A 24,246-nucleotide genomic window follows, 5' to 3' on the forward strand; every position below is an offset into this window, starting at 1 on the left:
GCGACCGTTGAGGCGTACGTTTGCCTCTACCGCCTGTTTACAGGCGGTTTTTTTATGTCATATAGCAATATCGAACATTTGCGTTTTCGCCAGCAGGCAATAGAGCTGGCAGTCGCTGTTTACCCCCAGTTTTTCCATCGCGCGCAGTTTATGGGCGCTGACGGTTTTATTACTCAAATGCAGCTGTCTGGCGATCTCTGTCAGACTCATCCCTTTGCAGAGCATACGCAACACATCAATTTCACGGGGCGAGAGCTCTTGCTCCGTTTGTGCGCCGGTCTGGAACAGGGAATGCATCAGCTCGCGCTCAATATAAACTTCCCCATTGATCACTGACGTCAGCGTTCTGCTCAGGGTTTTCTCACAGGTGTCCCGACTAATATAGGCTTTGGCGCCTGCCTCCAGCGACATGCGGATAAGCTGCGTGTTTTTGTAGGGCGAAAGCACAATGATTTTAAGCTGCGGATATTTACGGCTGAGCCATTTAATCAGCAATACGCCGTCCATTCCGTTGAGAGGGTTAACGGTTTGGCTGGTGGCAAGAGAAAAGCCAAGGAACAGAATGTCGACAGGCTGTTGGGATAGCAGTGAAAGCAGCTCAGATGGCGTTGCGGTATCGCCCTGAATGCAAAACTCGGGGCGGGGTGAGCCGTCGCTGAAAAGAGAGGGCATATTGGTGATCATGGATAAGACGCCACGACGGATAATGGTGTGCTCATCGGCAATAGCGATACGGACTTTCATGGTTTCTCCTTCGAAAATGTGGGCGACGGTAGGGATAACGCCGCCGGATGACCAGAAAGATACAGATCCTATGCAGAGCATTCTTTAGTACTTGTCAGATAATTCCTTCAGTGCGGTATCGAGTTGCTGCAGATTGGCTTCCATGCGCGCGCAGAAACGCGATGTCAGCGCAGGCAGGGCTTCAGCCGTTATGACCCCAGCCGCCAGCATCTCCGGCAACACTTCAATCGCCTGACAGGTGCGGGTGGCGTTGCGCATGGCAAAGAGGCTCCAGGAGGCCTTCAGACGATGCGCGAGCTGGCTTAGCGTTTGCGGTGACGGGGTGTTTTCCCGTAGCTGTCGAATATCAAGGGTAATGGCTTCGCGCATTTGCTGGCGCATCAGGGTCATGATCTCCGGTTGACCGTTGGCCAGACGCCGGAGTTCGCTGAGGTCAGGCCCCTGATTGCGAAGGCTGTATTGCTGCGCCAGCGCCTGATGCAGGGCATTGAGGGAGAGCGGTTTTCGCAATAACGCGTCCATCCCGGCATGTTTTGCCCGATCGTCCTCACTCTGCAGCGCGCTGGCGGTGTAACCGAGAATAGCGGCGGGCGCGGTGATACTGCCGGCAATATCGCGCAGGAGTATTAACGATGTAAGTTGATAGCCGTCCATGAGGGCCATCTGGCAGTCGGTTATCAGAATATCCACCGGCTCGTTTTCCAGGCGCGCAAGCGCTTCGCCAGCGCTGGCGCAAGGAATAACCTCCTGACCCAGCTCCTGCAGCTGGAGCGCTAACACCGTCAGGTTTGCCGGAAAATCGTCAACGATCATAATGCGATGCGGTGGCAGCGGGGTTATTAAAGGTGTCTCATCGGCCGTTGCCGCCGGGCTGGCGACATGAAGCGGTATGCTCACCGTCACCTGCGTACCGCTCCCCGCTTCGCTGGCTATCGTCAGCACGCCTCCCATCAGCTCGACTAACTGGTAACAGATCGCCAGCCCTAGCCCGCTGCTTTGCGGCGTGCTGCTGTCAGTCTGAAACCACGGCTGGCCGAGGTGTGGAAGGGCATCGGCCGGGATACCGATGCCAGTGTCGCGAATCAACAGCTGCAAATGTTCACCGTTGAGCTCGGCGTGAAAAACAATTTCTCCCTGCGGCGTATATTTAATGGCGTTGCCCAACAGATTGGCGATGACCTGATTCAGCCGTGCTTTATCGAACAGGAACCAGCCGTCGTGCGGCACGTTCAACTCGCTGCGCCAGTGGAGACCTTTAGCGTTGGCGCTGCTGGCAAAAATCTCCGCGCTGGCGTTAAGCGTCTGCCACAGGGGCCAGGCCTGTGGCTCCAGTCTTAACTCGCCTGCTTCAATGCGCGACAAATCCAGTACGCCGCCAATCACGTCGCGCAATGACCCGGCTGCCTGCCAGGCGATGTTGAGGGACTCGCTTTTGTCGCGCTCCATCTCAAGCAGGCCCAGCATGGCGTTGAGCGGGGTACGAATGTCATGGCTCATGCGGGCGAGGAAGTTCGATTTTTCAGTGCTGGCCTGCTCCGCCTGCGCCAGCGCCTGATTGAGCGCAGCGGTCAGCGCGGCTTTTTCAGTGATATCGATCCAGCCTCCGACCACGCCCTGAGGCCGCCCCCGCGTATCGGTATAGCGGCAAAGCCACCAGTAAAGGGTGGAATTGTTCTGTGTGGTTTCACCCGTTAACGGCGACGCGGCATGGAGCAGCGAGAGGCGATGAGGCAACGTAAACTGTTGGGCAAGCTCGCCCAAAGGCAGGCTGGAAAAGGGGGCGCCTTCTTCGGGCTGTGCCGTAAGTAACGGTGAGTGAATAAAGGAGTCGTTATAGCGCGTCAGCCGCCCGGTCGGATCGCAGACAAACAGCGGCACCGGGACATTGTTCATCAGAGTTTGCCAGAGTGAGAGCGCGTTGTGCAGCTCTGCCGTGTCCCGCTCGCGCTGGCGTCGCTGGCTCTGCGCGGCGCTAAAGGTCAGCAGGGCGACGAATGCCGCGCAAATCGCCACCACGGCGAGCATGACCAGCCATAGCGATTGCACCGGGGCGGTGGGTGTCGTCTGTACGGCCTGCGACAGGTTAAGGCTCGCGTAGATATCAGCCTGCGTTACGGACGCCATGACCGCATTCACCCTTTTGGCATCCGCCGGGTCAGAAATATTTGGTACAAACCATAGCGGCACTTCCGGCAGCGCCAGCGGCGTCAGCGACAGATTGCTGGCGTTATGCTGGCGCAGCAGGTGATGGAGTATAAACGCATCGCCCGCAAGCCCGTCCGCGCCTCCGGCTTTGAGCAATTCAAAACCCTGATCGAGCGAGTTAACCAGCACAAGGTTATCCGCAGGTAACGCCTGACGCAGTAACGTGACGAGCGGAGAGATGCGTATGACGGCAATCCGCTTATGCTGTAATGCGGACAAGGAGCCGGAAAGCGGGTTGCTGTCCTCACTGAGCAGGGCCCAGCTCAGTGAGTCAAACGTGATAGCACTCTTTGACGGTGGCGTCGCGCTGGCGACTATGCGCAACGTGTTCTCCGCATACTGAAGCGGGGGCGCATCAAGGTTGAAGGTCAGGCTATACAGGTTGGACGGAAACAGATTGAGCAGCAGATCGCGCCATACCCCCTGAATATGCCCGTCAGGCGTGAGCGTGACCATTGGCGGCGAAATAGCGGGAAGCAAAACGTGCAGCGTGATTTTGGGCGCATTTTCCTTCACGGGGGAATGGCGGGCGTCAAAGACGCTGCCGTCCGGCAAAAGCCACTTTTGTTCCAGCCATTCAGCGTCTTCCGGGTTAAGGGTGTGAATACGCTCGTTGAAGATTTCCAGCGTGTTTGCCTGCTCAGGCAGAGCCCAGGCACGAAAATGTAGCGGGGGAGTATCGTCCAGCGGCGTCAGGGTCAGCGTGGTGGCGGGGGAGTGGGTCAGCCAGTTACGTAAAACAAACTCCGGGGCGATGAATTCCCGCGCTTTCCCTGCTGCCAGCTGCCTGACGTTTTCTCCCGGTGAGGCTGAACCCGTCACAGAGCAGCGGGTCGCGACCTCTGACGGTAATTCCGGAAAGCACAGTGTACCGCCGCGTCCCTCTTTTATGCTCAGGGACGCCAGCGGGAAAGCGAACATTGGCTCGCTGGCGACCAGATCGGCTGCAGGACGCCGGGCGGCGATTAACACATCGATGCGCTTTCGCTTTAACGCATCCAGCGCCGTTGCCGGGTCGCTAAAACGCTGGACGTCCGGCAGCGTCGTATTGCTAAACAATATGCTGAGTTCATCATCCAGAATGCCCGGCGGCCGATCGATTACGAGAAAAGGCGGCGCTGCGCTCAGCAGGCCCACGCGCAGCGTGCCCGCCGCCGCGTGCCCGCTTATCAGCATGAGGATAAATAATGTCGCCAGCCAGCCTCTGCGCATGCTCAGCTAACCAGCCCCAGACTTTGCGCGCACTGGAGCAGCTCGAAATCATTCCTGGCGTTGAGTTTGCTCATGGCACTCTTTTTTTGCGTACTGATGGTCTGCTTCGTCCGGTTAAGCTGGGCGCTGATCTCGTTCACGGTGAAACCGCGCACCAGCAGGCGCAGCACTTCTGTTTCCCGTTCGGTCAACTGTGCCTGAGGCTTCACCGGTTCGATTTGCCCCCGCAGGGTGCTGCGCAGCGTCTGCAGCAGATTGTTGGACAAACTGGCTTTGTTGAGAACGGCATGCACCCCGCTGCGCCGCAGCGAGTCCAGAAGCTCAGGATTGGTGATCATGGTGACCACCACAATCATGCTCTGCGGATAATGGCGAATCAGCGAGCGGATCATGGTTAATCCGTCCGGGCTGCGCGTGCCGGGCATACTCAGGTCGGTGATGATGATATCGACAGGCTCGCTCGCCAGTTTATTCATGAGTTCATCAGCACTGAGCGCTTCGTGAACGACCCGATAAAGGTCCGGGCGCGTCTGCAGCAATGTGCGCAAGCCTAATAAATAGACAGGGTGGTCGTCGGCAATCAGAACTGTTTTTAGCATGACATCCGATCCGGCAAGGAAAAGACAGGTGTTCACCGCACATCTTAGCGAGTGGCGCTTTAGCATCACTCTTACAGTGTAGAGCAGAGTGAGGTGAAAAAGAGTAGCTAAAAAGTGGTGGGCTGTATAGTTGCTGGGGGGCATCAGCCGATCCTGATGGAAAACCGAAAGGTAAAGTAACGACGTTTTCACATTCTATGATAGAGATTTTTTCCGGAGCAGCTGAATGGTTTGTTATTTATCGCGAAATAGCGGCATGGAGGGCGATATTTCTCAGGTACGGAAAGGAATTCCTTATTGTTCAGGTTGAATATCAGGTATTACTCAGGCGTTACTCAGAATAAACTTTCTGAAATCATGAATTGGTTGTGGAAAAATCAGGACGGAAAATAGCGCAAATGGCGAAGGTACTATCATTTATAGGGATATGTTGTTAATTTGTGCCTGAATTAGATAACAGACATGTAACTGTTAATCCCTGCGCTTTTTCATCATAACAATGTAAACGCTGTAATTTTATTATCCAGGACCTACCCGTGAATAACGAAGAAATCTCTCTTTCAGCGTCAGTAACGTTCGTACCGGAAAAATCATCTCTGGCAACCGTGGATCATGGTGATATACATCTGACGCCCAACGAGCGTCGTTTGCTGGAGTTGATCCTCAGCGGCAAATGTAAAAAAGAGACCATATTTGAAGAGATCTGGCTTAACCAGGGCATGATTGTTAGCGAATCCAGCTATCACCAGCTTATAAAAATGCTCCGCCGCAAGCTGCAAAATGCCGGCCTGCCGGGCTCGATCATTAAAACCATTCCCCGTTATGGTGTAGTACTTGCACCCTGCGAAACGCAGGACAGTGAGGTCGCTTGCCCGCCGCCAGAAGAGCCTGATAACGCGTCTTGTCCCACTCCCGTCGATTGCCCGTCGTTGCCTGCTATCACGGCGGAGTCAATGAAAACTCCCTCACGTCAATACGGGACTCTGCTGGCGGCGCTGTGCAGCTTGTTGATTATCCTTCCAACGCTGGTGGTGGTCTGCACGGCCGACACGCCGCAGGCGTTTCAGGAAAATCTCTACGTAGATGGCGTCATGTTTCATCTCTCTTCGCTGCGCAGTGTCGATCGGCAGGCGCTGGCGAGAAAGCGGCATGCCCTGCCGGCGGGCATCAATAACGTGTACATCGCGTCGAACGGTCCAAAAGTGTTCGTTGCGCAATGTGAAGGCGAACTATCTCAGGAGGGAAAATGCGGTTACGAATACTATTCGTCATATTGATGGTTTGCATCAGCGTTTCGCTGGGTGGCGCGCTGGCTTACCTGACCAGCAACTACCTGGAAAGTAGAAAAGTGCCCGCCGAGCCCTGCAGCAGCGTCATACGTAATGGCAAATTTATTGATGAAAGCCTGCAGCATTACCAGTTTAATGGTGTGATCACCTGGTGGCCTAAACTCCACAGGCTAACGCTATTTGGTGTAAAAACCGATGAGGCCGGTAACCGGGTATTCAACCGAACCCTGCAGTTAAAATCGGTGACACAGAAGGGAAACGTCATCAATGGCCGGGTGGCAGAATTAAAAATTGCCGTTGGCGATCAGCTGCCGGAGAAGACCTTTCTGATAAGTGAAGATGGTCAGTATATTAACCTGTTATTCAAGCCGATTAATAAAGATAGCTGGCTGATGAAAATTAATGATAACTGGGTAGCAATGTGTGAGTATAAATAATCTCACGATAATTTTATTATAAGACATATCCAGGCTGGTGAGTTTTAAATCTGCTGCTGTAGTGAGCTGTTCTCCTGTTTTCAGGAAGATGAATATCCTATCTTGCGGGACAGGATTTCATTATTAAACCTGGAGCAGGATATCTCCCATGTTAAAGAAAAATAAAATATCTCTGAGCGCTATCGCCGCGGGCCTGGCGTTAAGCGGAATGCTGGTCAGCACGTTTAGCCATGCGGCCGCAACCGACGCCGCCTCACAGATGCCGGATATCAGTCAGAAAAAAATTCTCGTAGGTTATTGGCACAACTGGGGAATTAACCCGGAAGAGATAGACAAAGCGCGCGGCTATCAGGGAGGCTTACCTTCTGATATGTCGCTGCGTGAAGTGCCGAGAGGCTACAACGTCGTCAACGTCTCCTTCATGAAAGTCATGGACGGGCAGAGCGGGAATATTCCCACCTTCAAACCCTACAACGCGAGCGATGAGGAGTTCCGCGCTCAGGTTGCAGAGCTGAACGAGCAGGGGCGCGCGGTGTTGATTTCACTGGGCGGCGCTGACGCGCACATTGCACTGAACAAAGACCAGACTGAAGCGCTTGCAGCGGAGATTATTCGCCTGACCGATCGCTATGGTTTTGATGGTCTTGATATCGATCTGGAGCAGACGGCCATTACCGCGGCTGACAACAGTACGGTGATCCCGGCGGCGCTGAAAATGGTGCGCGACCATTATCAGCAGCAGGGCAAACACTTCATCATCAGCATGGCGCCAGAGTTCCCCTATCTCCAGGCCGATCGCGGGGTGAACTACAAAGCCTACCTGCAAAATCTTGAGGGCGTGTATGACTTTATCGCTCCACAGTATTACAACCAGGCGGGCGACGGCGTGAATATGATGACGCAGGAGGAGAAGGACGAAGTCGGTGAATGGTGGCTGCCGCAGGAATGGGGGAAGGGCTATAGCGACCGTCAAAAAGAGCTTTTCCTTTACTATCTCACCGACAGCCTGGCAAACGGGACGCGCGGTTATGTGAAGATCCCGGCGAACAAGCTGGTGATTGGTCTCCCGGCCAATGCGGATGCGGCAGGAACTGGCTATGTGCGAGACGCGCAGAGTGTCTTTAACGCACTTTCGCGACTGGAAGCGAAAAATGAAGCGGTAAAAGGGCTCATGACCTGGTCAGTGAACTGGGACAATGGCAACACTAAAAATGGTCAACATTACGGCTATGAATTTCTGAACCGCTACCAGAGCATCCTTGACGGCAGTCTGCCGGATGGGGGCGACGAAACGGATACTCAGGCGCCAACACAGGTGCAGGGCGTGCAGGCCACGCTGAAGGGGCAGGATGTTTCGCTCAGCTGGCTGCCAGCTAAGGATAATACGGGCGTGGCGGGGTATGCCATCTGGCGCGGTCTGGAAAAGATCGGTGATACCCATGAACTCAACTTTACCGACACCCAAACCCAGCCTGGCATGAGCTATCGCTATACGGTCATCGCCTATGATGCAGCCAACAACTTCGCTACGCCGAGCCAGCCGGTCAACGTTACCGTGCCCGATAATGACGATGGCGGAGGCGAAGAGGGCGGCCAGGGCGGCGACGTTACCCCATTCACGCCGGGCAAACTCTATGCCGTAGGGGATAAAGTGCTCTATGAGGGCAACGTTTACCGCTGTCAGATTGGCCATACAGGTGCCAGCCATTGGTCGCCGGATCGGGCCCGCAACTTGTGGGTAGCTGAATAACCTCTTTTTTAAACAGCATGGCTTCGCAGGGAGCCGTGCTGTTTGTTTTACAGGACAACGACTATGCAAACTTCTCTGGTTATTGCCAAACGTTACGATCGGTTTTCTCGCCTTCTGCACTGGGTGGTCGCAGCCGTCATTATCTACGCGATGTGCATGGGCTATATTCTGCACGCGCTGGAAGGAACCCGCTGGTTTACCTTTTTCTCCGTGCTGAATATGTCGCTGGGTACCATCGCCACGCCTGTCATGATGGTGCGCTTCGTCTGGCGTTTCTTCCGCCCTTCGGTGCCCTATCCGGCAACGGTAGCCGGACGTAAAAAACAGCTGGTGGTATTTATTCATGAGCTGTTTTATCTGACCATTATGGTGGTGCTGGTTAGCGGTTTTCTGATGCTGCAAAAAGACTACAACCTGTTTGGTCTGGTGCCGGTTTCCCGCCCGATTGCCATCGCCGAAGTGAATGCGTTTTTCTTCCAGGTGCATCGCTATAGCTGCATTCTGCTGGGTGTGATTCTGCTTGGGCATGTCGCGGCGGTGTTGAAGTACACCTTTAGTGGGCAGCGGGAGATTCTGCAGCGGATGCTGTGAGAAAGAGGCTCACTCCCCCCATCAGATGCGCGGTATTGCCAATCCTGTGAAACATCACCATCCCGCGCATCTGCCTTCCGTGCAGCGTTTGCAGAACAACTTCCCGGGCAAAGCTGCTTTCACGTTGCTGTGAGTACCAGGCGCGAAAACCGGGCAGGAACGGCGTATCGCAGTGTGCGTCCAGTAGCGTCAGGGTGCTCAGCGTCTTTTCCTCATCAGGGAACAGCGCTTCCGTACTGCCTTGCCAGAGGATCTCCTCCTCTGGCATCGAGAGGCGAAACACGACGCAAGAACCCGTCTGCGACAGGCGAATAATGATGGCACTGGTGCTGGCCGCGAGCGCCTGTTGCTGTTGGATCCAACGGCGGTACTGATATAAACAGTTGGCAAAAATCGCCGAAAATACCAGGTACCACTGCGCCTGCCAGATTGCGGGGATGAGATCGGGCGTTAGCGTGTAAAAAATCCCTTCCCGCTGCTGGGTCGCCAGCACCACAATCAGGTATTGAATAAGCAGCAGAGCGCCAACGCCGCGTCCGGAGAGCGCAAACACGCTCAGTAAAACCACCGTCGTTTGCACCAGCAGCAGGTTTAGCCCCTGCCAGAGCGGTGGCAGGAAAAAGTACCCCGTTATCAGCACCAGGGTATTCGCGGCAAGGAGCAACGCTTCCCGCCCGTTAAACCGCGGGTGCGACGGCATTTTGCTCTCACGCAGCAGCGGCAGAATGGCGAGAATGCCGGTTAATGCCGCCAGCACCCAGGAAAAAAAATGCAGAGGCGCAATCGGATACCCTGAGAGTAACAGCGCCAGATTAAGCAGCAGGCTGCCGCAAAAAATGCTGAAGATTAACTGCAGGGGGTAGATCAGTTCACCAATAATCGGCCTGCGCGCAAAACGCAGCGCAGGCAGTTGCGCATTCAGACGAAAGACGGCGACGCACAGTGGAAATATCGCGACGTCGATGAGGGCGAACAGGCACGCCAGCGCGAGCGGGCGGCCTATCCAGACGCCAGCAAACACATGCAGCAAGCCCGCGGTAGCCAGCCACAGCGGCCACTCTCGCGGGGCCGTCAGCCATAACGCGGCGAAAAGCAGCGGCGCCGGGAGCCAGAGCGTGGTGGAGAGGCTCCAGCTATCCCGCGTATGAAAGCTCAGCAATGCCAGCAGGATATAGAGACCCGAAAAGGCCAGCCAGCGGATAATATTGGTAATCAGCGTTGTTCTCCCACTGAGGCATTCAGCGTTATTCAGGTATTTATCATTTTAAGCTCAATTATTTTATCGTCGCTATTGATACGCTGGGATTTTTTCTAAAGGGCTTAACGATGGACTGGCAAAGCGACAAACGCGACCCTGCTACCCTGTGGTTTTCACTTTCTTCACGAGCGGCAGAACATGAACAGGGAAAGGAGTGGCATATCGCGGCATTATTGTGGAAAGAAGCGGCACAGTATGCAAAAACGCATCTGAATATTGAATGGGCGAACTTGCGCGGAGACTTTTGTACTTTACGTGCAAACAGGCTGCCTAAATATAACGAGTAGTCTCTGCTATTATCGGAGATTGCATGTCCCTTAGAGTGTGGAACCATGGTTGAGAGTGTAATACTCGTTTTTAGCGTTTTTCTGGGTGCCATTATCGGCAGTTTTTGCAATGTCATCATTTATCGGCTCCCCTTGATTCTCCACGGTGAAGCACTCTCTTTATCGTGGCCTGCTTCCCACTGCCCACGCTGTAAACACCCCATTAAATTTCGCCACAATGTTCCTCTGATGGGCTGGCTGCTGCTGCGCGGGCGCTGCGCCAGCTGTGGTCAGGCGATATCGTGGCGCTATCCGCTGGTTGAAGGGCTTATGGCGCTGCTGTACGGGGTGATTATCTGGCAGCAGGGCGTCACGCCGCAGAGCCTGTTCGACCTGCTGGCGGTGACGTTTTTGCTGCCGCTGCTGTTTATTGACCTGCGCACCATGCTCCTGCCCGACCGTCTGACGCTCCCGCTGCTGGCGATGTCGCTGGCGTTTGCCGTCAGCGGCTATAGCCGGGTGGAGCCAACGCAGGCATTAATCGCCGCTCTGCTGGGATTTGGCGTGCCCTGGACGCTCTCTTTGCTGTTCCGTTTATTGCGCGGCCATGAAGGGATGGGGATGGGGGATATGAAACTGCTGGCGGCGATCGGGGCGTGGCTTGGCCCGCTGGCGCTGCTGGATGTTTTTGTTGCCTCGACCCTGCTGGCACTGATCGCGGCGCTGATTCTGTTGCGGATCAAGCCCGGTCAACCGTTTCCCTTCGGACCGTATCCGATTATCGCCGCGATAGGGTGGGTGATTTTATACCGATAAAAAAGCGCCGGAACGAAGGGGCGATTTCCGGCGCAAAAATGATAACGAAAGTGTAGGCAGGGAATGATAATGTGAGGCGCGGGTCAGTGAAGACCCGGCCAGAGTTAACTTACAGTATTATTTGCACTCTTTAGGCATGTTGGCAGCACCTTCTTTCTTCCAGACGCCCCACTCGCCATCGGAACCAGGCTTAACGCCTCGGGTTTCCCAGCTGTTCAGCCAGATGTTGCCCTCATAGCTCACTTTTTCACAAGGTGTCTTGTAAGTCTTGCTGTGATCCCAGGCTTTTACATCGGTTTGCGCCGGGCGCAGCTTGATCACCTTCGTTGCCGTAGAGACTTTACCGGTGTCAGGCGCCGTCACTTTCACCTGCAGCGTCACGTCCACATTGTCGGTATACGGATGTTTACCCTTGAGGTTGGTGCTGAAGTTATTTGGTGACGAGATCTGAATCTTATCGGCGTGATTCAGTGCGGACCATTCAATTTTTGCCCCTTTTAACGAGTCATTGTTTTTGGACACGACGGCGGCAGCAATAACGTCACTGCCAACGATGGTGTCCTGGTTGTTGCCCGTATTGATCTGTACATCAGAAGCCTGCTGCGCTTCCTTCACGGTCACGGTGATATCGTCGGTGCTGGTTTTGCCATTTTTGGCCGTCACCGTCAGGCGATAGGTCACTTTACCGATTTTGCCGGGTTTAATCAGCGCACGGGCTTTTGCCGCGTGGACGGTTGAAACCCATTCGCCACCGTTAGCAACCTGCAACGCACCAATGTCCTGCCCTGAAACGATAGTCCATTGGTATTTTTCAGCATTGACGCTTGCGGAACCGTTAAGGTCATAACCACGTGATTCACTGTTGCTGTATACGGTGAAGTCACTGCCTGCCTTCGCCTCCGGTGCCGTGCTATCCGCTTCAGCTTTGGCATTCAGGGTGACGGTTTTTGAATCACTCACGTTTTTATCATTGGTGACGGTCAGCTTCACGTTGACGGTAAAATCGCTCTCCGGTTTAGCCTTCAGGCGAATGCTGGCTTTAGCACTGGTGCTGTTTTCCAGAATGACCTTATCGGCATTGCTGGTGACGGCCCAGCTGTACTTCAGCTCTTTCCCCGTTGAGGCGCTACCGTCCAGCGACAGCGTGCTGGTTGACAGGTTATGACTGGATGGCGTGACGTTGGCCACCGGTTTGGTAATGACTTCACCGCCAAAATCGACGTCAATCATCTGATAAAATGCGTTATCGGTATCGCGCACGCGCCAGACGGCATAAATTTTCTGCTTACCTTCACGCTCCGGTACGTCGCAGGTGTGGGTTTCGAAGCCTGTCGGGAGCGAAATATCGGCCGACGGGTTGCCTGGCGCATAGGTATAAACCTTATGGCAGAATGGCTTATCTTCAAACATCGCTCTGGTCAGGCGCGAATCCGCACCCGGAACAGACTGCCAGTCCGGCTTAGTGATGTAGTAGGTAAAATAGGTGGTGCGGTGCTTAGCCGGTAAATGCCATTTAAACTGGTGCGGACCCGCAGACATCGGGTTGTTGTAGGTATTCTGCTTTTCGTCATCAAGCTTGCTGAAGGCGGGAGTTGCCGTTGAACCACCGCTTGCCAGTTTTCCATCCGGCGGGAACTGGAATAGCTGTTCGTTGGCGATCGGGGTTGGGCTCATATCGTTGCCAGCCGGGAGCTTCGGCGCTTCCACGGCGTCAGCAGGCCAGACGTTACTATGCTCACCTTTATCGTTCATCGGCGGGAAATGAATCACCGAACGGGATTTTGGTTCAAAAACATAGCCGTGCGCCAGTGCGCCCGTGGAATACATACCAATCAATGCCACGGCTAACGCCGACGTAATATTATTCATCTTGAGTAGTTTCAAAATAATCTTCCCTGAATTAATTGAAGGACACTTCTACGTGACTGAGAGGGTTGTTCTGTTTGGCATACACCTTATTTGGCTCTGACTCATCGGGTGTAATCTCGCCGTTGCTGTGCCTGAAACCGGCACGCAGTTCGGGGTGCTGCTGATTGATAGCCTGGGCGAGGGCGTAGGACCAGTGGGCCTCTTCGCCAGCAAGAATGGTGACGCGCGTTTCCAGATTTGGCAGTTCGGTTCCGTCGTTAAAGAAGCGCGCACGAATCGTTTGCCCTTCAACGACCTTCACTTTCTCACCGTTGACGGCGCGTTCCAGCGTGCCTAGTTCTTTCATGCAGTTCTGGTGACCCTGTTCGCAGTTTGCCGATGGCGAGGTCGTGGCGGCGTTAGCTGAAACGCTGACGCCCGCCCCTGCCAGTAAAGCGGCAAGGACAAAAGCAGATCCTGTTAATTTCATAAGTTCCCTTATTTATTACTGAACAATAACGAAAAGTTAATCTCACCTGCGGCGCAGGTAAAAAGGCGTTATTACCGTGTGATAACAGGGACAAATAGTAACGGGAGGAGACAACCGGCTTGAATAAGAGACTTCTCTGAGCAATTAAGAGTCGGGGAGTTTCGGCAGAGAAGAGCGACCGTTCGTGCTGTAAAGAGGGCGGAGCGCGACAGAGTATGAAATAGTACTGCCAATTTCAGTCCTTGACGCGTATTAATAAAATCTGAGCGAGTACGGAGTTTAAGAAATGACGTTTTTACGCTTTTCCTGAGTGTTGAATTAATAAAGTAAAGCCTGGCTTATATCCAGGCTTTACTATTATGTTAACCAAAAGGGTTTTTAAGGGCAGCTATTATTAGCTGCATCCGACGTTCGCCATGCCCCCCACTCACCGCCGCTTCCTGGCTCTTCTTGTCCTGCGTTGACATACCACTGATTCAGCCAGATTTTGCCGTTATGCGATACGCGGGTACATTTCACCGGGTAGGCGATCCGCGGGTTATACGCTTCTGAGCTGTCATCAGGAATATCAGGTAACTGTGGTTTTTTCACCGTTACGGTGATCTTCTCAGCGCTCACGCTTCCGTCTTTGCCCGTGACGGTTAACCAGTAGGTTGCTTCTCCGTCTGTATTGGCAGGAATGAGTGCCCGGGCGGTAGGCCCTGAAACTTCACGTACCCAGCCTCCGGCATGTTTCTCCTGTAGCCAGAATGTGCCAGTACTGTTTTTGTCGATAGTCCATTTCCAGGAGACGGCATTCTTGCTGGCGCTCCCGTCTAACTGGTACGCACGGGAAGAATCGGTCGTGCCGGTAACGGTAAAGCTTTCTCCCGGCACTGCCTTTACCTCCTCCTGCTCTTCCTCTTTGAGTTCCAGAATCCTGGCTACCGCTTTTGCCATATTGGGGTGAGTACCTACTTTCGCTGAATCCCCCGCAGCTAAAGGTGTACCGGTTTCCTGGAGAATGGAGCGCATCTGTTGAGGCGTGACGGTGATATTGTGCGCTTTTGCAATGGCCGACAGGCTGGCGACCACGCCTGCGATAATCGGGTTCGCGGAGGACGTGCCGGAGAAACTTGAGGTGTATTCCGCATTTTTTATGCTATGCAAACCGCCGTAACCCGTAGTAACCACATCCCAGCAGCCCCAGCTGGCGCTGGTCACACGTGAGCCATAGGTGCTGAAAGAGGCTTTTTTGCCATTGTTTGCACAAAACGCGCCCGCAATGATCGCGCCGGAATCCCGCTTTTTAACGTCAAATTTTCCATTAAATCCGGCGTGATCGAGGTTGATATTGCCATTGCCTGCCGCCTGAATCACGTGCACGCCCTTATCCGTCAGCGCTTTTATCACGTCATAATAGGCTGGAGCGTTTTCCTGGGGAACATAGCAAGAGGAGGTGCAACCTGTCACATCTCCTCCGCCGGTCTGCATACCAATTTGCACTACATCTCCTGCCTGGAGTCTGGGGATCATATTGTAGAGATTATTGGCCTGCCATTTGACGTATCCCATACGGGCGTTCCACGTCAGGCCTTTGATGCCCGCATTGATATCTTTCGCCGCCATAATCCCGACGGAGCTGGTGTCGTGATCTTCGCCTGGCGTATAGCGCTTATCACCTTCATGGAAATCGATCGGCGGCAAATTCACATGGCTGGTATTCCATGCGTTGTTTTCCATCGAGACCAGCGAAATGCCGCTACCATCGTGCCCTGAATACTGACTTACGCTGTCGCGATTAACGCCACCCATATAGTAGCCGGGCCGTTTTTCATCTGGCGATTTGGTGTAATCCTGCAATCCACGAAAATCCGGGACGGTGGCCTGGCTGGTACTGTTCAGGGCATAGCTCAGCCCGGAATAGGGCGGCAGGTCGGGAACAGTGACCCCCTTTTCCAGCGACACCGGCATAGATTCCGGGTAAGCCAGCTCAATATCTTGTCGCGCCGCCAGTTCATTAATTACGTCATTGATATATGCCGCGTCATGTTGCTTATCGGCTGGCAGGGCTATACGTAAATAACGGTTAAAGCCGTAGCGTTCATTAAGCGCATCCATCTCGCTTAATTCACTGCTGCGCAAATGATTTGCCGTAAATAACGGACTCACGGCGAGGGTACTGTCGCGTAATGAAAAGGGTGAAGACTTATTAAGCGTTGTACCGGGTTTTAATTTCACGATAACGGAGAGATACGAAGTGCCTTCCCAGGCTTGCTCGTGCGTGACGGAATTTTGCGCAAAAGCGGGGGCACTCAATAGTGCACAAATAAGCAGGGCCAGTCCAGTTTTATTCATGTCAACGATCTTCCTTATTAAATGACATCCAGAGTATTGATGGGATCATCCTGCCATTAGGGGAAAACCTGCATAAGAAGACGGTCAGCAATAAAATTGCGAGGTGTCTGTTCCATGTTAAGAATTACCTGCTCCGGAAAATATACGGCTGAAGTTGGGCTGAGAAATTTATGAAGCAGGCTGAAAGAGTTGTTAAACATCAACGCCTAAGCATTGAATTTAATGAGGGACGGAAAATCTCATGATCATCTCCTGATTACTGTATGGAGTTTAGGAATTATCTGGATCTTAATATCGCTAACCAGGGAGTTTAATTAATTAGGGATGCGTCACAATGCCCAGTGTTTCGTACTGTTCTTTACGTCAAAAATTATCCGTGTGGATAATCCTTTTCCATTATTTATTTTCCATCTTTTTGCTCACGGTTCCCCCCGTCGCGCGGGCGCAAACTGAAACTCACGCAACCGTTGAAAGCGAAAGCAATCAGCCCCTGCGGGATAAAATGGCCGGCATGTGGGGAAGCGCACAACAAAACGGCGCGGGTGATGCCCTGCGCGGTGCGGCAAATAGCGAGGTGAATGCCGCGTTAACCCAGGAAGTGGAAGCGTGGTTAAACCATACCGGCGGGAAAGCCCGCGTTACGGCAGATGTCGGTATTGGCGGGAGCGATAGCCGCGATTTCGGGCTGGACTATCTGTGGCCGGTTAAAATCTGGCAACACGACATTCTGTTCACTCAGATGAGCGCACACCGCTGGAATGAACGCGATATCCTTAACGTTGGCCTGGGCTGGCGACATACCTTTAACCCACATTTGATGGCGGGTGGAAACCTCTTTTTCGATCAGGATGTCACTCGCCACCATAACCGAATGGGGGCAGGCGCCGAGCTGTGGAGCGATGGGATTCGTGCGTCCGCGAACTACTACTTGCCCCTGAGCGGCTGGCGTCATTCTGACGACAGCATGTTTAATGACGATCCCGACCGCTATGAACTGTATGAACGTGCCGCCCGCGGCTGGGATCTCAATCTGGAGACGGCCCTTTCACAGCACGTCGCGCTTAAATTGGGCTGGTTCCAGTGGTATGGCGACAAAGTGGACGTTAACGGCAGCCGCAGCGAAGCCAGCCACAATCCTCACGGGCTTAACCTCGGGCTTAAGTGGCAACCTGTGCCGCTGGTAGGGGTCAGCGCGGAGCAGAGTATGATTAGCGGGCAGCGGGATAACTTCTCTGTGGGGCTGAATTTCCACTGGGAGTTTGGCCGAAAACTTTCCGAAATGCTGGCAAGTGAAAATGCGGCGGCTTTGCCATCGCTCATGCAGTCCCGCACGGAGTTCGTTACTCGTAATAACAACATTGTTCTCGCCTATAAGCAGGAAGAAAAAGACAGACGTCTCTATTTCAGCCCGACGGAAAAAACCACGCAGGCTGGCGTGCCTTTGCTGCACGCGGTGAAAGGTGGGCAGGGGGGCGTCATTCGCTACACCTCCTCCAGCACGGCGATCGCGACCGTGGAGCCGGGCAGCGGTCTGGTGAACCCAACGCATCGGGGCGATGTCACCATCACCGCGACGGAAACGTCACCTGTCGATCCGGAGCACGTATTAAGTTCTGCCAGCTATCACCTGACCGTGACGCCGGGCGATTTTGCCCCTTCCGTCGAGGGCGTTGCCATTAAGGGGGACATGTCCCCGGGCCAGATCCTGGAGGGGAGTTATCTCTATAAAAGCAATGAAGGGGAGGATGAAGACCCCGAGCAAACCCGGATGCGTTGGTATGACGCAGATTCAGGCGAACTGCTCAAGAAAGGCAGTGCCACGTATGAAGTACAAACGCGCGACATGGCCCGAAGCGTGGTCTTTGAAGTCACACCGTTCAACAAAAAAGGGATACCAGGGGAGAGCGGAACGGCGAAAATTACCGGGAGCGCAACGATAACCACCCTGCGTATCGATCATCTGCTTTCACCCGGTGAGATCCGCCGTGACGGCAGCGTGAAGTTCTTCGAAGAGAGTCACGGTGCGTTGCTGGTGTTAGCCGAGGTGAAAGACGGTCAGGGCTCCCCTCTGACCGATCAGATGGTGTACTGGCAGAGCAGGAACTCGCTTGGCTCGTTGTCGCAAAACAGCGTACGCACCGATGAGCACGGTCAGGCGCTGGTAAAAATAGAAAACATCATGGCGGATGGTGAAGATGAAATTACGGCCTCGCTGATCCCGCCAGGCGGGATCCAGACCCAGAGCACCGCCAGTGATAACAATGTTCAGCAGGAGAAGATGGCGCTGGTGGTCGATTTTGCCCACCCGCTTGCCATCCGCTTCGTGGCCTCTCCCGAGCGCGCAGAAGTTGCCACGGAAAAGACGTTCACTATTGAAGTTACCGATCAGGATGGTAAGCCTCTGACGGTTGAGAAGAACGTCACGTGGAGCAGTAACGGTGAAACCCTGAGCGGCAAAACGGATAGCGAGGGAAGAGCATCCATCGCACTTATCGCGCCGCAAAAAGCAGCAGAGAAGTGGGTGGTGAACGCCACGGTAGATACCGTGAGTAGCCCGTCAGCGCCCGTAAGCCTTGAGCCAGGGCCGGTGGCAAAAGTGGTGCTGGACGTCCCGGAAAACGTGGTCGCAGGCAGTGAGGATAAAGCCGTTAGCGCGCAGCTGTATGACCGGTTTGATAACGCGGTTATCAGCCGTAAGCAGGCCATCACCTGGCGGATAGAAGGGAGTCAGTTCCGGGAAGCGCCTACCGGAGACAGCGATGAGCACGGTATTGCCAGTGCAACCATCGTAGTACCTGAAAAAGCGCCATCGCAGGTGAAAGTCTCCGCCGGTGATGAGCAGAAGATCGTCAATGTGACTGTCGGGAAGGTGAATCATGTTGAGCTTAAAGGTACCCCAGATACGCTGAATGCCAATGGGAGCAGCACTTCGACGCTGACCGCCATCGCGCTGGATGAGCACAACAATAGCGTACCGGACGCACCCGTAACGTGGTCGTTAATCACGCAGCAGTTTGGCGCGCTGAGCAACGCGATCGAAAAAACCGATGCAGAAGGCAAAGCGACGGCCACGTTTACGACCGCATCAGCGGGGGGCAATGCGCAAATAGAGGTCGATATTGGCGGCAAAAAACAAGCGACGCAGCTGACGCTCAACGGTTACCCGATTATCCGCAGCATCACGCTGAACCAAACCGCCGGGCTGAAGGTGGGCGACACGGTAAGCGTGGAAAAGGTGGACGTGGAGGAGAACGGCGGCGGCGAGGTGACGCTGAGCTACCAGTGGCACCGTGACGGTGGCGCGATCGATGCCGCCACGTCAGACAGTTATCACCTGACGGAGCAGGATACGGGTGCGACTCTCTTTGTGGTGGTGACCGCGACCAACGATGCCAAAAATGAAGGCGATAAGGCGTCGTTGAAAACGGAGCCGGTGGTCGGGAAGGCGTCAGATGTTACGGTAACCGCCAGCGCGGACAGCGTGGATGCGAACGGTCTCAACACCATTACCTATACCGCCACGGCGAAGGATCGCTTCGGCCGTGCGGTTGTGGGCGAGGCGATTGTCTGGGACATCGACAAGCCCGAGCTGGTGAGCCGGGGAGAGGCCAGCGCCGTCACCGGTACAGAAGGCACGGGAACGATGATCGTCACCGCGAAAAATACCGGCGGAAACATCACGGTGAGCGCCACGGTCAACGGCAAAAAGGGCGAGTCCGGCGTGGCGCTGCAGGGGATTCCGACGATCAAAAGCATCACGCTGAACCAAACCGCCGGGCTGAAGGTGGGTGACACGGTAAGCGTTGAGAAGGTGGACGTGGAACAGAACGGCGGCGGTGAGGTGAAGCTGAGCTACCAGTGGCACCGTGACGGTGGCGCGATCGACGGCGCCACGTCGGAAAGTTATCACCTGACAGAGCAGGACACAGGGGCAACGCTGTTTGTCGCGGTAACCGCTACCAACGCGGCCAAAAATGAGGGCTATAAGGCGTCATCAAAAACGGAGCCGGTCACCGGGAAAGCGTCAGCCGTGACGGTCACTGCCAGTGCGGCCAGCGTGGAAGCTAACGGGCTGAACACCATTACCTACACCGCCACGGTGAAGGACCGCTTTGGCCGTGCGGTAGTGGGCGAGGCGATTGTCTGGGATATCGACAAACCGGAGCTGGTGGCTCGGGGGGAGACCAGCACCATCACCGGAACCGGAGGCGTGGGGACAATGACCGTCAACACGAAAAATACCGGTGGAACCATCACGGTGAGCGCCACGGTCAACGGCAAAAAAGGCGAATCCGGCGTGGAGATTTACGGCGCGCCGTTGGTGACAGACCTGCATATCTCCGGCACGCCGAAGGTGGGGCAGACCCTGAGTGCGGAATACACCTTCTCGGCAAACGGGAGCGGTGCGGATGCGTCCACCTACCAGTGGCAGTGGAAGGACGGAGAGACATGGAAGAATGCGGCAGCCGCTGGCAATACGGCAAGAACGTTCACGCTGCCGGACAGCTATGCGGGCTACAGCGTGCGGGTGGTGGTGACGCCGAAGGGCAGCAGTCACCCGTCGCTGACCGGAACGCTCCAGGAGAGCCAGGCGGTGACGGCTTACGGCACGCCAGCGGTGGAGGATGTGCGTACATCCGGCACGCCGGAGGTGGGACAGACCCTGAGGGCGGAATACACCTTCAAGGCGAACGGAACCGGTGCGGATGCTTCAACCTATATCTGGGCGAGGTATGAGAAAACCAGCTGGATGCCGATCGAGGGGGCCAACGGCCGGGAATACACCCTCCAGGCGGGAGACGCGGGTTACAGCATTAAAGTAACGATAATACCGGAGGGCAGCAGTCAGCCGTCGCTGGTCGGGGCGGTGCAGCACAGCCCGGCATTAGATGTTTACGGTGCGCCATCGGTGACAGATCTGCACATTTCCGGCACGCCGGAGGTGGGGCAGACATTGAGGGCGGAATATACCTTCTCGGCGAACGGAAGCGGTGCCGATGCCTCAACCTATATCTGGGCGAGGTATGAGAGAACCAGCTGGATGCCGATCGAGGGGGCCACCGGCCGGGAATATACCCTCCAGGCCGGAGATGCGGGTTACAGCATTAAGGCGGTGGTGACGCCGACGGGCAGCAGCCAGCCAGCACTGGCCGGAGCGGTACAGAGCAGCCCGTCGGTAGACGCTTATGGGGCGCCGTCGGTAACCAATCTGCACATCTCCGGCACGCCGAGGGTGGGGCAGACCCTGAGGGCGGAATACACCTTCTCGTCAAACGGGAGCGGTGCGGATGCGTCCACCTACCAGTGGCAGTGGAAGGACGGTGAGACCTGGAAGAATGCGGCCGCCGCTGGCAATACGGCACGCACGTTCACGTTGCCGGACAGCTATGCGGGCTACAGCGTGCGGGTGGTGGTGACGCCGAAGGGCAGCAGTCACCCGGCTCTGGCCGGAGTGGCGCAGGAAAGTTCAGCGGTCGAAGTATATGGCGCGCCGTCGGTGTCGGGCCTGAAGATTTCCGGCACGCCGAAGGTAGGGCAGACCCTGAGGGCGGAATATACCTTCAAGGCGAACGGAACCGGTGCGGATGCTTCAACCTATATCTGGGCGAGGTATGAGAAAACCAGCTGGATGCCGATCGAGGGCGCCAACGGCCGGGAATACACTCTTCAGGCGGGAGACGCGGGTTACAGCATTAAGGCGGTGGTGACGCCGACGGGCAGCAGCCAGCCAGCACTGGCCGGAGCGGTACAGAGCAGCCCGTCGGTAGACGCTTATGGGGCGCCGTCGGTAACCAATCTGCACATCTCCGGCACGCCGAGGGTAGGGCAGATCCTGAGGGCAGAATACACCTTCACGTCAAATGGAAGCGGTACGGATAAATCCACCTTTATCTGGGGGAGGTATGAGAAAACCAGCTGGATGCCGATTGAGGGGGCCACGGGTCGGGAATACACCCTCCAGGCGGGAGACGCGGGTTACAGCATTAAAGTGACGGTAATTCCGGAGGGCAGCAGCCAGCCTCAGCTGCAGGGCGATACACAGCACAGCCCGGCGGTGGATGCCTATGGTGCGCCGTCAATAACCAATCTGCATATCTCCGGCACGCCGAAGGTGGGTCAGACCCTGAGTGCGGAATACACCTTCACGGCAAACGGGTCCGGGACGGACGCCTCCAGCTTCCAGTGGCAATGGCAGGATGGTGCAACATGGAAGAATGCTGCAGGCGGCACGGCAAGAACGTTTACGCTTCCAGACAGCTATGCGGGCTACAGCGTGCGGGTGGTGGTAACGCCGAAAGGCAGCAGCCAGCCGTCGCTGACAGGGGCGGTACAGGATAGTCCGACGATGGCAGCCTATGACGCGCCGTCGGTAACGGGCCTGAGGATCTCCGGCACGCCGAAGGTGGGGCAGACCCTGAGGGCGGAATACACCTTCACGGCAAACGGGGCCGGTACGGACATCTCCAGCTTCCAGTGGCAGTGGCAGGATGGTGCAGCATGGAAGAATGCCGCAGGCGGCACGGCAAGCACGTTTACGCTGCCGGACAGCTATGCGGGTTACAACGTGCGGGTAATGGTAACGCCGAAGGGCAGCAGCCAGCCGTCGCTGACCGGTGCGGTACAGAACAGCCCGGCGGTAGCGGTGTATGGTATGCCGTCTGTGACGGGGCTAAGGATCTCCGGCACGCCGGAGGTGGGGCAGACCCTGAGGGCGGAATATACCTTCACTGCAAACGGGGCCGGTACGGACGTCTCCAGCTTCCAGTGGCAGTGGAAGGATGGCCAGACGTGGAGGAATGTCGCAGGCGGCACGGCAAAAACGTTCACGCTGCCGGACAGCTATGCGGGCTATGACGTGCGGGTGGCCGTAACGCCTAAAGGTTCAGGGCAGCCGTTATCTGGCACTCAGGCCTTTAGTGGTGCTGTTACCATAAGATCTAAGCCTGCGCCTTACGTTACAAACCTGGGTTACAGCGGCAGTACCGGAGCCTGTAACAGAATAACGGCAACCTACACCTACAACGCTAATGGCGGTGCATCTGAAGGCAACACGATATTTCAGTGGAAGTGGGGAAGCACCGTCGTTTCCAACATAAAAAGCGTTACTTTAGGCTATTGGGGGGAAGTCACGCTTTATGTGACGCCCGTTAATAAGGACGGTATCAGAGGAAAGACGGAATCAAAAACGTTTAAAAATAAGGGCTTAAGTAGCTGTGATTGGTAAACACGTTAATTCATTCTGAGGTGTTTTTGTAAACAAGGGGGCATAAGCCCCCTGAACTCTACCTGTCGAATATTTTACAAAGTGCAGGGCTAAAATTCATGAATAATCTCTATCCTGAAAAGCAAGCATCAATACTCATTGGCGATGCCGCCACGCAATTATCCTTGCAGGGGATTAATATTGATCATGTTTCGCTTAGTTATTATCTGGATAAAAAACTTGAGTATGCCCGGAGTATTAATGATTGCTTGTACGCTGAAGTCATTTGTATTGCGCTATCAATGTTGAAGGAAAACGTTAAGTTATCCGGGCAGTGCTGCTGTAAATATAAGGAATGGATTGAGGTATCACTTGATTGAGGGATGGACTTATTACGTTTTCAGATCTGCCTTTTACTGTCTCGGGCAATTTTCACTTCTTCAGCAAAATCCAGTGCTTCTTTGTAATCAAAGCTACGCGTTTTGGCATTATGCCTGCCCGGTAACGGTGCCGGTATTTTCACCCCGAACAGCTCACCCGTCGTCATGAGCGCATACACTAATTCAGCCTCGGTGACATCGACCATTTTCGCCAAAACATTCGTCCTGATACAAAAACTTAACTTCACGTCTAGTCCTCCGTTTGCAAAAGATTTTCAGTCATGTTGCCTTCTGTAAAAATCGATAACGCTGTCGAGATTGGGTCGCATAAAGTTCATGGCATCAATGGTTTCGCACCAGCCCGCCAGGGATTCATTTGCTTTTACATACCATGCGTGCTGCTCGCTTCGGGTGTGATGACCCGTGATCAAAACAAGCATGTCGGGTTTAATTCTTCTGATGAACTCCAGATACTTCACCAGATGCGTCTTCGTGCCAAACGTGTCAGCATCGATAATGCACAGTATTTTATCTCTGGCGATAAAATAAAATCGCGCTATTTCTTCAAGCCCTTTTTCGAATAAAAAAGAGTTTGTTCGCACGCAAACCCGAATTTTTTCATGAGTCTGTTTAATTGATGGTTCCATCTTATGTCTCGCTCATCATGGTAAAATATATGAGATGGCTATTAAGCCTACTATTCCTGCCTGAATAGTGGCAAGGCAGTATATTCATTCCTCAGAATAAAATAAGACGGTGCTGGTCTTCTGATTAATAAGAATCTTCTCTGTATCTATGAGTTAAAAATAAATAAACGATG

General features: G+C 54.6%; 17 protein-coding genes. 8 read left to right on the forward strand and 9 right to left on the reverse strand.

Going from position 1 to position 24,246, the window contains the following annotated elements:
• Window positions 1–57: 57 nt before the first annotated feature.
• From ACMGGH_RS09845 to ACMGGH_RS09855, 3 genes are all read right to left on the reverse strand, one after another.
• Window positions 58–744, reverse strand: a complete 687-nt coding sequence (locus ACMGGH_RS09845) for a LuxR C-terminal-related transcriptional regulator (RefSeq protein ID WP_041911170.1) — start codon at window positions 742–744, stop codon at window positions 58–60.
• An 84-nt stretch (window positions 745–828) separates the two neighbouring features.
• Window positions 829–4,161: an ATP-binding protein gene (locus tag ACMGGH_RS09850; RefSeq protein WP_232948713.1), complete on the reverse strand. Its 3,333-nt coding sequence runs from the start codon at window positions 4,159–4,161 to the stop codon at window positions 829–831.
• A 2-nt stretch (window positions 4,162–4,163) separates the two neighbouring features.
• A complete protein-coding gene (locus tag ACMGGH_RS09855) occupies window positions 4,164–4,760 on the reverse strand; it encodes a response regulator transcription factor (RefSeq protein WP_028015617.1) in 597 nt (198 codons plus the stop codon).
• A 536-nt stretch (window positions 4,761–5,296) separates the two neighbouring features.
• On the opposite strand from ACMGGH_RS09855, the gene ACMGGH_RS09860 reads away from it, so the two are divergent.
• The 4 genes from ACMGGH_RS09860 to ACMGGH_RS09875 all read left to right on the forward strand — a co-directional run bounded on the left by ACMGGH_RS09860 (window position 5,297) and on the right by ACMGGH_RS09875 (window position 8,827).
• Window positions 5,297–6,037, forward strand: coding sequence for a winged helix-turn-helix domain-containing protein (locus tag ACMGGH_RS09860; RefSeq protein WP_048958867.1), 741 nt, complete (start codon window positions 5,297–5,299; stop codon window positions 6,035–6,037).
• Window positions 6,007–6,486 carry a hypothetical protein gene (locus ACMGGH_RS09865; RefSeq protein WP_126296587.1) on the forward strand — a complete coding sequence of 160 codons (480 nt, stop codon included), beginning with the start codon at window positions 6,007–6,009 and terminating at the stop codon, window positions 6,484–6,486. Before ACMGGH_RS09860 ends, ACMGGH_RS09865 begins: the two co-directional genes overlap by 31 nt.
• A gap of 148 nt (window positions 6,487–6,634) precedes the next feature.
• A complete protein-coding gene (locus ACMGGH_RS09870) occupies window positions 6,635–8,236 on the forward strand; it encodes a glycosyl hydrolase family 18 protein (protein WP_269835804.1) in 1,602 nt (533 codons plus the stop codon).
• A 63-nt stretch (window positions 8,237–8,299) separates the two neighbouring features.
• Window positions 8,300–8,827 (forward strand): cytochrome b, encoded by a 528-nt coding sequence (locus tag ACMGGH_RS09875; RefSeq protein WP_041911166.1) that lies wholly within the window; start codon window positions 8,300–8,302, stop codon window positions 8,825–8,827.
• Here the strand turns inward: ACMGGH_RS09875 and ACMGGH_RS09880 are convergent.
• Window positions 8,790–9,986: a hypothetical protein gene (locus ACMGGH_RS09880; protein ID WP_232948714.1), complete on the reverse strand. Its 1,197-nt coding sequence runs from the start codon at window positions 9,984–9,986 to the stop codon at window positions 8,790–8,792. The two genes, ACMGGH_RS09875 and ACMGGH_RS09880, sit on opposite strands and share 38 nt — an antisense overlap.
• 167 nt (window positions 9,987–10,153) lie before the next feature.
• Here ACMGGH_RS09880 and ACMGGH_RS09885 point away from each other — a divergent pair, with 167 nt between their 5' ends.
• Together ACMGGH_RS09885 and ACMGGH_RS09890 are read left to right on the forward strand one after the other, a co-directional pair.
• Window positions 10,154–10,372 carry an ANR family transcriptional regulator gene (locus tag ACMGGH_RS09885; RefSeq protein ID WP_120279556.1) on the forward strand — a complete coding sequence of 73 codons (219 nt, stop codon included), beginning with the start codon at window positions 10,154–10,156 and terminating at the stop codon, window positions 10,370–10,372.
• A gap of 45 nt (window positions 10,373–10,417) precedes the next feature.
• A complete protein-coding gene (locus ACMGGH_RS09890; protein ID WP_045261192.1) occupies window positions 10,418–11,167 on the forward strand; it encodes a prepilin peptidase in 750 nt (249 codons plus the stop codon).
• Between the two features lie 117 nt (window positions 11,168–11,284).
• On the opposite strand, the gene ACMGGH_RS09895 is transcribed toward ACMGGH_RS09890, so the two are convergent.
• The 3 genes from ACMGGH_RS09895 to ACMGGH_RS09905 form a co-directional block, all read right to left on the reverse strand.
• A complete protein-coding gene (locus ACMGGH_RS09895; protein ID WP_232948715.1) occupies window positions 11,285–13,051 on the reverse strand; it encodes a lytic polysaccharide monooxygenase in 1,767 nt (588 codons plus the stop codon).
• A 16-nt stretch (window positions 13,052–13,067) separates the two neighbouring features.
• A complete protein-coding gene (locus ACMGGH_RS09900) occupies window positions 13,068–13,505 on the reverse strand; it encodes a hypothetical protein (protein ID WP_041911163.1) in 438 nt (145 codons plus the stop codon).
• Between the two features lie 378 nt (window positions 13,506–13,883).
• Entirely contained in the window at window positions 13,884–15,629 is a 1,746-nt protein-coding gene (locus ACMGGH_RS09905; RefSeq protein WP_226840262.1) for a S8 family serine peptidase, read from the reverse strand.
• Between the two features lie 715 nt (window positions 15,630–16,344).
• Between ACMGGH_RS09905 and ACMGGH_RS09910 the strand changes: the two genes are divergently transcribed.
• Complete coding sequence (locus tag ACMGGH_RS09910) at window positions 16,345–23,067, forward strand: inverse autotransporter beta domain-containing protein (RefSeq protein ID WP_232948716.1); 6,723 nt, start codon at window positions 16,345–16,347, stop codon at window positions 23,065–23,067.
• Between the two features lie 98 nt (window positions 23,068–23,165).
• Entirely contained in the window at window positions 23,166–23,426 is a 261-nt protein-coding gene (locus ACMGGH_RS09915; RefSeq protein WP_232948717.1) for a hypothetical protein, read from the forward strand.
• A gap of 20 nt (window positions 23,427–23,446) precedes the next feature.
• Here ACMGGH_RS09915 and ACMGGH_RS09920 read toward each other — a convergent pair whose 3' ends face one another.
• A complete protein-coding gene (locus ACMGGH_RS09920) occupies window positions 23,447–23,632 on the reverse strand; it encodes a hypothetical protein (protein ID WP_232948815.1) in 186 nt (61 codons plus the stop codon).
• Window positions 23,633–23,701: 69 nt separating this feature from the next.
• On the reverse strand, window positions 23,702–24,073 hold the full coding sequence (locus tag ACMGGH_RS09925) for a hypothetical protein (RefSeq protein ID WP_219258381.1): 372 nt from the start codon (window positions 24,071–24,073) through the stop codon (window positions 23,702–23,704).
• Window positions 24,074–24,246: the final 173 nt, after the last annotated feature.

The organism is Enterobacter sp. BNK-16 (assembly GCF_048684955.1).
GTDB lineage: Bacteria > Pseudomonadota > Gammaproteobacteria > Enterobacterales > Enterobacteriaceae > Enterobacter > Enterobacter bugandensis.

Bases quoted from the DNA above. Each gene is read 5' to 3' on its own strand.
- ACMGGH_RS09845 (WP_041911170.1), bottom strand. From the start codon at position 744: ATGAAAGTCCGTATCGCTATTGCCGATGAGCACACCATTATCCGTCGT.
- ACMGGH_RS09850 (WP_232948713.1), bottom strand. From the start codon at position 4,161: ATGCGCAGAGGCTGGCTGGCGACATTATTTATCCTCATGCTGATAAGC.
- ACMGGH_RS09855 (WP_028015617.1), bottom strand. From the start codon at position 4,760: ATGCTAAAAACAGTTCTGATTGCCGACGACCACCCTGTCTATTTATTA.
- ACMGGH_RS09865 (WP_126296587.1), top strand. From the start codon at position 6,007: ATGCGGTTACGAATACTATTCGTCATATTGATGGTTTGCATCAGCGTT.
- ACMGGH_RS09870 (WP_269835804.1), top strand. From the start codon at position 6,635: ATGTTAAAGAAAAATAAAATATCTCTGAGCGCTATCGCCGCGGGCCTG.
- ACMGGH_RS09875 (WP_041911166.1), top strand. From the start codon at position 8,300: ATGCAAACTTCTCTGGTTATTGCCAAACGTTACGATCGGTTTTCTCGC.
- ACMGGH_RS09885 (WP_120279556.1), top strand. From the start codon at position 10,154: ATGGACTGGCAAAGCGACAAACGCGACCCTGCTACCCTGTGGTTTTCA.
- ACMGGH_RS09890 (WP_045261192.1), top strand. From the start codon at position 10,418: ATGGTTGAGAGTGTAATACTCGTTTTTAGCGTTTTTCTGGGTGCCATT.
- ACMGGH_RS09900 (WP_041911163.1), bottom strand. From the start codon at position 13,505: ATGAAATTAACAGGATCTGCTTTTGTCCTTGCCGCTTTACTGGCAGGG.
- ACMGGH_RS09910 (WP_232948716.1), top strand. From the start codon at position 16,345: ATGGCCGGCATGTGGGGAAGCGCACAACAAAACGGCGCGGGTGATGCC.
- ACMGGH_RS09915 (WP_232948717.1), top strand. From the start codon at position 23,166: ATGAATAATCTCTATCCTGAAAAGCAAGCATCAATACTCATTGGCGAT.
- ACMGGH_RS09920 (WP_232948815.1), bottom strand. From the start codon at position 23,632: ATGGTCGATGTCACCGAGGCTGAATTAGTGTATGCGCTCATGACGACG.
- ACMGGH_RS09925 (WP_219258381.1), bottom strand. From the start codon at position 24,073: ATGGAACCATCAATTAAACAGACTCATGAAAAAATTCGGGTTTGCGTG.